Genomic DNA, 7,106 nt, shown 5'->3' on the forward strand with positions numbered 1-7,106 from the left:
GCAATGGCGGATAAAAGCCAGCCGTTCCACATGCAACGGGGCATAGGCACGGTAGCCGTTTGTGTGACGGGCCGGTGCCGGCAGCAAACCGGCTTTCTCGTAGTAGCGGATAGTTTCGACATCCACGCCAGTGGCTTGCCCGAGTTCACCAATTCTCATCACCCAGCCTTCTTGTGTCTGTTTCGGAAAATAATCATTCTACGTGCTTGACCCTGTAGTGGCTCAAAGGTTTCTAATGGCGTCAGCGACAAGGAGAACACCATGAAAACCCATCTCGACCCACATCCTTCGAACGAAGCGTCCGCATCCGACTGCACAGCCGGATGCGCTACTGCGCCGGTCGTGGCCCCGGATGCCCTCCCGCCAGATGCCGATACAGTAACGCCGCTTGGAGCGGCCCGGTTGTTCAGGATTCCGTCCATGGACTGCCCAACCGAAGAAAACGACATCCGCAAGGCATTGACCAGTATCTCGGGTATCCAGTCGCTCCGCTTTGAACTTTCGGCCCGCACGTTGGCTATTGATGCAACAGCAGAGGCATTGGAGATGGCCTTGGCTGCGATTCGCCAAGCCGGATTCACGCCCCAGCCTTTATCGGCCAAACCGGAAGACGCGCCTTCAATGGGTTTCAGTGAGTTCGGCAAGGCCTTACTGGCGCTGGCCCTTGCCGTTGGGGCGGAGGCTGTCGACTACTTGGCACCCAGCACCTTGCCCATCAATTTTTTCGGCATGGCCCTGGCCGCAGCTGCCATCGGGCTCTCCGGACTATCGACTTACCGCAAGGGATTGTCGGCACTAGGCCGAGGGCAACTCAACATGAACGCCCTGATGGGTGTGGCGGTGACCGGTGCTTTTCTGATCGGACAATGGCCCGAGGCGGCAATGGTCATGGCGCTTTACGCTATTGCCGAGCTGATTGAGGCGCGTTCAGTCGATCAAGCACGCAATGCCATTCAGGGTTTGCTGGCCTTGACGCCCGACACGGCGGAGGTTCGCCGGGCTGATGGTTCGTGGATCGAGATGCCAGCCGAACGCGTTCTCCTGGGGGCTCTGGTCAGAGTTAAGCCCGGTGCTCGCATTCCGCTGGACGGGCGGATTGTGACGGGTAACAGCGCCGTCAATCAGGCGCCGGTAACGGGGGAGAGCATTCCCGTCGACAAGGCCGTCGGTGATCCACTTTTCGCTGGCACGATCAACGAAACGGGAACACTGGAATTCGAGGTGACTGCAATATCGGGTAACACAACGCTGGCTCGTATCATCCATGCTGTTGAGCAGGCACAAGCCACCCGTGCGCCCACCCAGCGCTTTGTTGATCGTTTTGCCGCTATCTACACTCCGGCGGTGTTTTTCATTGCGCTGGCGATCGCTATCCTTGGACCTTGGCTGTTCGGCTGGACAGCGCTGCAAGCGATCTACAAGGCACTGGTGCTGTTGGTCATCGCTTGCCCCTGTGCCTTGGTCATTGCGACGCCGGTCACCGTGGTCAGCGGACTCGCGGCGGCAGCCCGGCGCGGCATCCTGATCAAAGGCGGGGTCTATCTGGAAGAAGCCAGGAAGTTGCGGGCCATCGCGCTTGACAAGACCGGTACGATCACCGAAGGCAAGCCACGGCTGGTAGCCAAAGAGGTTTTGCTCTCGGATCAATCCGAATCTCAAATCCTGTCTTGGGCGGCCAGCCTCGCCGGACACTCCGACCATCCGGTGTCGAAAGCGATTGCGGCTGTTCTGCCACCCTCGACGAATGGTCTGGAGGACTTTACAGCGCTCCCTGGACGCGGTATCGAAGCCGGTTTCGATGGCGTTCGCCTTGTTCTCGGCAACCATCGCCTGATCGAAGAACGCCGCCTGTGCGGTTCGGCGATCGAGTTGCGCCTTGCTGAACACGAAGCCCAAGGACGAACGGTGACCTTGCTCGCGTCGGGAACCCAGGTGCTGGCAATCTTTGCTGTCGCCGACACCATCAAAGAAAGTTCGCGGGCAGCGGTGGCTGATCTGCATCGTCTGGGCGTGGTTTCCGTGATGCTGACAGGCGATAACGTGGCCACGGCCAAGGCGATTGCCGGGCAGGCGGGGATTGACGATGCGCGAGGCAATTTGCTGCCGGAGGACAAGCTAGCAGCCATCGAGGAACTGCGTAGCCGATATGGATCGACGGCGATGACCGGTGATGGCATCAACGATGCGCCAGCACTGGCCAAAGCGGATATTGGCATCGCGATGGGTGCGGCTGGCACCGACACGGCCATGGAAGCCGCCGACATCGTGATCATGAATGACGACCTGCGCCGCATTCCGGAAATCATCCGCCTGTCGCGCCGCACCCATGCTGTGCTCTGGCAGAACATCACACTGGCCCTCGGGATCAAGGCTGTTGTCCTCGGCTTTGCCGTGTTCGGCAACGCCACCATGTGGATGGCTGTATTCGCCGACATGGGGGCCAGCCTGCTCGTCGTGGCTAACGGTTTGCGCGTGTTGCGGTCGACTACAATTGTTTGAACCTTATTGCGCTCGCATTTGTCTCTGTGCATTACCGCTTATTACATTACTCACGACTCTGTTAATATCCGCCGCATGCGCCACTGGCTTGCCATTCTCTTGCTCGTTTTCCTGCCTTTCCAGTTCACCTGGGCGGCGGTGGCCGGCTATTGCCAGCACGAAGCGGACGCTGCGTCGCAGCACTTAGGCCATCACCAACACAAGCATCAGGCCGATGCCGACCACGATGGTGTTCCCGACACCAAGCTAACCGGCGGCATCGACAATGATTGCGGTACTTGTCATGCCGGCTGCGTTGTCGCCATTTTTGGTGCCGTCGGCTTGCCATTGACTACGGGTATTTCGTTTGCCATCCCCTGGCAACCGGGGATGCCGACCTCTCCACCATTCATCCAGCCCGAACGCCCCAACTGGCACTCCCTCGCCTGATCGGCGAGGCGGGTAGCACTCCCTAAGTCTATTCTCCGTGCACGTGGCAGCCTGAGCTGTCCTGCGCACAGCAACTCAACCCGAGTTGCGCCTCGCCGATTCCTTGTGTGTCGTTTAATCACTGGAGAATCGGATGTCCCGAACAACAATCGTATTTTTAGCCTCGCGGGCGCTTTTTGCCAGCCTGTGTGGGCTCGTCATGCTCCCAAACAGCAGTCTCTGGGCGCAAGCAAACCCCATCAACACAGGCGGCACAGCACTATCCCTGAAACAGGCGTTCGATGCCGCCTGGCAACGTCAACCGGAAGCACAATCCCTGGATCAGCGGCGCGAAGCCGCCGAAGCCCGTCGGCAGGTTGCCGAAAGCTGGACGGCCGAGCCTCTAAGCCTGGAACTCGCCGCCAAAACCGATCAACCATTGAAGAATCAGGGTGATCGCGAATACGCGCTCGGCGTCACCTTGCCCCTGTGGCTCCCTGGCGAGCGCAGCCAAAGCGGCGCGCTGGCTGAAGCTGAGTTGGTGGCTGTCGGCAGTCGCGCCTCGGCCGCCCAACTGCGCACCGCCGCAAGCGTGCGGGATGCCTGGTGGGACTGGCAGCGCGCCCGTGTCGAACAGTTACTGGCAATCGAACGTCTGGAAAACGCTCGACGCCTCGCCTCGGATGTCACCAAACGGGTCAAGGCCGGCGATCTCGCCCGGTCTGATCAACACCAGGCCGACGGAGCTGCCGCCACCGCCGAAGTCGCCCTGGCCGACGCCGCCAGCACGCTGGCGACGACAAGCCAGCATCTACGTGCCCTGACCGGCGCCATGCCGGTCGCCGGTAGTGGCGATGCCGCCGAACCAACACCCGCCGTACCTGCCGATTTTTCCACGCTGGATGCCACTCATCCTGCGGTTCGCGAGTTGTTCGACCGGGCTGAAGTGGCGCGTCGCGTCGCCGATCTGACCAAAATCCAGAAACGTAACAACCCGGAACTGCTGCTGGCTACCACCCGTCAGCGTGATGCCTTCGGTGAAGCTTGGCAACAGACCATCACCGTTGGCGTGCGTTTCCCCTTCGGTTCGGAAAGCCGCAATCGGGCCAAGGTCGGGGCCGCCCGCGCCGAAGCCATCGAAACCGAGGGACTGCTGCATCTCGAACGCCAGCGCCTGGTTAGCGATCTCGACGCCGCCCGGCTGCTCGTCGAGGCGGCGCAAGCCCGGCAGGCGGCGACCGACAAGCGGGCGCGACTGGCCCGGGAATCGCGCGCCTTCTTCGAAAAATCCTTCCGGCTGGGCGAAACCGATCTGCCGACCCGGCTGCGCATCGAGCTTGAAGCCGTCGAAGCCGAGCGCCAAAGCACGCGCGCCCGGATCGACCTCGCTGCGTCGATTTCCACCCTGCGTCAGGTAATGGGCCTGCTGCCCGAACAAAAATGAGGAATACCCCGATGAAAATCAAACAGACCCTAAGCACCCTGTGTGCGGCAATCCTGATCGCCAGCAGCGCTGCGGTTTGGGCTGGAGAAGGTCACGACCACGGCGAGGGCCCCGCTGCCCAAGCCGGCAAATCATTGCCGGTGGTGACAGCCGTTTCAGAATCCTTTGAACTGGTCGGTCGCCTGCATCGTGACGAACTGTCGATCCTGATCGACCGGGCAAGCACCACCGAGCCGGTGCTCAATGCCTCGCTAACCATCGATGTCGATGGGCGTAGTATCGCTGCCCCGTTCCACGCGGATCATGGCGACTATTCCCTGTCTGATCCGGCGGCCTTGGCCAAGCTGCATCAGGTTGGCAGCAAGCCCCTGACTTTCACGCTGGTGGCTGGCAATGACAGCGATCTTCTGACCGGTGAACTCGATGTTCATGATGAAGACCCCGCTGTGGCTGGCCGTCTCCTCGGCTGGAAAGAAAATGCCCTGTGGGCAGGGGCAGCCCTCGCCGGACTTGCCTTGCTTAGCCTGCTTGTGCGCCGCATACGCGCCTCCCGTAACCCGCATCTTGGAGGTGCCGCATGAAAACGCGCCTCCTGTTTTCTGCGCTCTGTCTCGCTTTTAGTGTCAGTACAACGCCGGTTTGGTCCGGTGAAGGCCATGATCACGGCGATGCGCCGCCTGCTGCGACCGGTAACGGCCCGAAACGCCAGCCCGATGGCAGCGTTTTTCTGCCCAAGCCGGCCCAGCGCCAGATTGGCGTGCGTACGCTGGCGGTCGAAAGCGGCGAACTACCCAAGGCCATGGAACTGAATGGCAAGGTGGTCATGGACCCCAATGCCGGTGGCAAAGTGCAAGCTATCGTTGCCGGTCGCGTGACCCCTGGCCCTCGCGGGCTTCCGCTGCCCGGGCAGAAGGTTGGCAAGGGTGAGGTGCTGGCCTACGTGACCCCCGAGGTTGGCGGAAACAGTCGCTCGCTGGCTGAAAGTCGTCTGCGTCGCCTGCGTGAACTCTCGGATACGGTGCCGCGAAAAATGATTGAGGAAGCCGAAGCCGCCGTCGCCAACGAACAGTTGCGAGCCCCGGTGGCTGGGGTTGTCGCTTCAGCCAATGTGGTGTCCGGACAGGTCGTTGAGGCTCGTGAAACCCTGTTCGAGATCGTCAATCCGGAACGCCTGATGGTTGAAGCCTTGGCCTATGACCTGACGGTGACCAGTGATATTGCCGGTGCGTTTATTACTGTCGGCCAGCAGAAATTGCCCTTGCGCCTGCTCGGGTTGGCCCGCAGTCTGCGTGATCAGGCTTTGCCGCTAACTTTCACCGGCGAAGGCGCCGCGCTCGCTGAATTGGCGGTTGGCCAGCCGCTCAAGGTTTTCGTGCAAAGCCGCAGTACGGTTCAGGGAATTTCCATCCCGACCGCTGCGTTGATGAAGAACCCGGCAAACCAGAGCATCGTCTGGGTCAAGACTGCACCGGAACGCTACGAACCACGAGTGGTGACCGTCGAACCGCTGGATGGTGCCAACGTAGCAGTGACCGCCGGTCTGCAATCGGGTGATCGGGTTACCGTGCGTGGCGCCTCGCTGATCAACCAGATCCGCTGAGGGGAGCACAGACATGTTCAAGTGGCTACTTGTCAACAGCCTGAGCAACCGGCTGCTAGTGATCATCGCCAGCCTGGTATTGATGGGCTACGGGGCGTTTACCCTGACCCGAACGCCGGTGGATGTATTCCCGGATCTCAACAAACCAACCGTAACGATTATGACCGAGGCCGGCGGCATGGCCGCCGAGGAGGTCGAGCAACTGATCACCTTCCCGCTGGAAACGACGATGAACGGCCTGCCGGGTGTCGAAAGCGTACGGTCAACCTCCAGTTCGGGGCTCTCCTTCATCTATGTCACCTTCGACTGGACGACGGAGATTTTCCGGGCACGGCAGATGGTGTCCGAGCGCCTGAGTTCGATGGAGGAAGGCCTGCCGATTGGCGTCATTCCGCGCATGGGGCCGATCAGTTCGATCATGGGCGAAATCATGCAGGTCGCTATTCCCATCGACACGGCCAGGATTTCGCCGATGCAGGTCCGGGAATTTGCCGACTGGGTGCTGCGGCCCCGCCTCATGGCAGTACCCGGTGTGGCTCAGGTCATTCCTATCGGTGGCGAAGTACGCCAGTTCCAGGTGCAACCGAATACCGCCCGCATGGCCGAACTGGATATTACTCATGATCAGTTGACCGGGGCACTCAAGGGGTTTGCTTCGAACACCTCGGGCGGTTTTCTTGAGCTCAACGGACGCGAATACCTGATCCGCAATCTGGGTCGAACTTCACGCCTGGACGATCTCAAGAACCTGGCGCTGACGGCTCGCCACGGTCAACCCATTTTATTGCGGCAAATTGCCGACGTAACCTTTGCGCCAGCCATCAAACGTGGCGATGCCGGCTTTGAAGGCAAGCCGGCGGTGATTCTTGGCATCCAAAAACAGCCAACGGCCGACACCATCCATCTGACACGGTCCATCGAAGCGGCGCTCGCCGATCTGAAGAAATCCCTGCCAGCCGGCATGGATGAGCCCAAGGTAACCTTCCGCCAGGCCAGCTTCATCGAGGCCTCGATCGGTACGCTGCAGGGAAAACTGATTGGGGCCTCGGTGTTTGTCGCGGTCATTCTGTACTTCTTCCTGGGTACTCTGCGCCCGACGGTGATTGCGCTGACCGCCATCCCGGTGTCGATTTTCATGACGGCACTGGTCTTCAA

The 7,106-nt window shown here is 60.6% G+C and carries 7 protein-coding genes; 6 read left to right on the plus strand and 1 reads right to left on the minus strand.

Annotated elements, in window-relative coordinates; translation table 11 throughout:
• The coding region (locus tag JNM42_RS14110; RefSeq protein ID WP_294271287.1) for a MerR family transcriptional regulator at window positions 1-159 on the minus strand (159 nt) is incomplete at its 3' end.
• A gap of 102 nt (window positions 160-261) precedes the next feature.
• On the opposite strand from JNM42_RS14110, the gene JNM42_RS14115 reads away from it, so the two are divergent.
• From JNM42_RS14115 to JNM42_RS14140, 6 genes are all read left to right on the plus strand, one after another.
• Window positions 262-2,499, plus strand: coding sequence for a heavy metal translocating P-type ATPase (locus JNM42_RS14115; RefSeq protein WP_294271270.1), 2,238 nt, complete (start codon window positions 262-264; stop codon window positions 2,497-2,499).
• A 75-nt stretch (window positions 2,500-2,574) separates the two neighbouring features.
• A complete protein-coding gene (locus tag JNM42_RS14120; RefSeq protein WP_294271272.1) occupies window positions 2,575-2,928 on the plus strand; it encodes a hypothetical protein in 354 nt (117 codons plus the stop codon).
• Window positions 2,929-3,061: 133 nt separating this feature from the next.
• Complete coding sequence (locus JNM42_RS14125; RefSeq protein WP_294271275.1) at window positions 3,062-4,351, plus strand: TolC family protein; 1,290 nt, start codon at window positions 3,062-3,064, stop codon at window positions 4,349-4,351.
• Between the two features lie 11 nt (window positions 4,352-4,362).
• Complete coding sequence (locus JNM42_RS14130; protein WP_294271278.1) at window positions 4,363-4,932, plus strand: hypothetical protein; 570 nt, start codon at window positions 4,363-4,365, stop codon at window positions 4,930-4,932.
• Window positions 4,929-5,951 (plus strand): efflux RND transporter periplasmic adaptor subunit, encoded by a 1,023-nt coding sequence (locus JNM42_RS14135; protein WP_294271282.1) that lies wholly within the window; start codon window positions 4,929-4,931, stop codon window positions 5,949-5,951. The genes JNM42_RS14130 and JNM42_RS14135 overlap by 4 nt, the downstream gene beginning before the upstream one ends.
• 13 nt (window positions 5,952-5,964) lie before the next feature.
• On the plus strand, window positions 5,965-7,106 hold a 1,142-nt coding region (locus JNM42_RS14140), incomplete at its 3' end, for an efflux RND transporter permease subunit (RefSeq protein WP_294271285.1).

Source organism: Propionivibrio sp. (assembly GCF_016790145.1).
Lineage (GTDB): Bacteria > Pseudomonadota > Gammaproteobacteria > Burkholderiales > Rhodocyclaceae > Propionivibrio.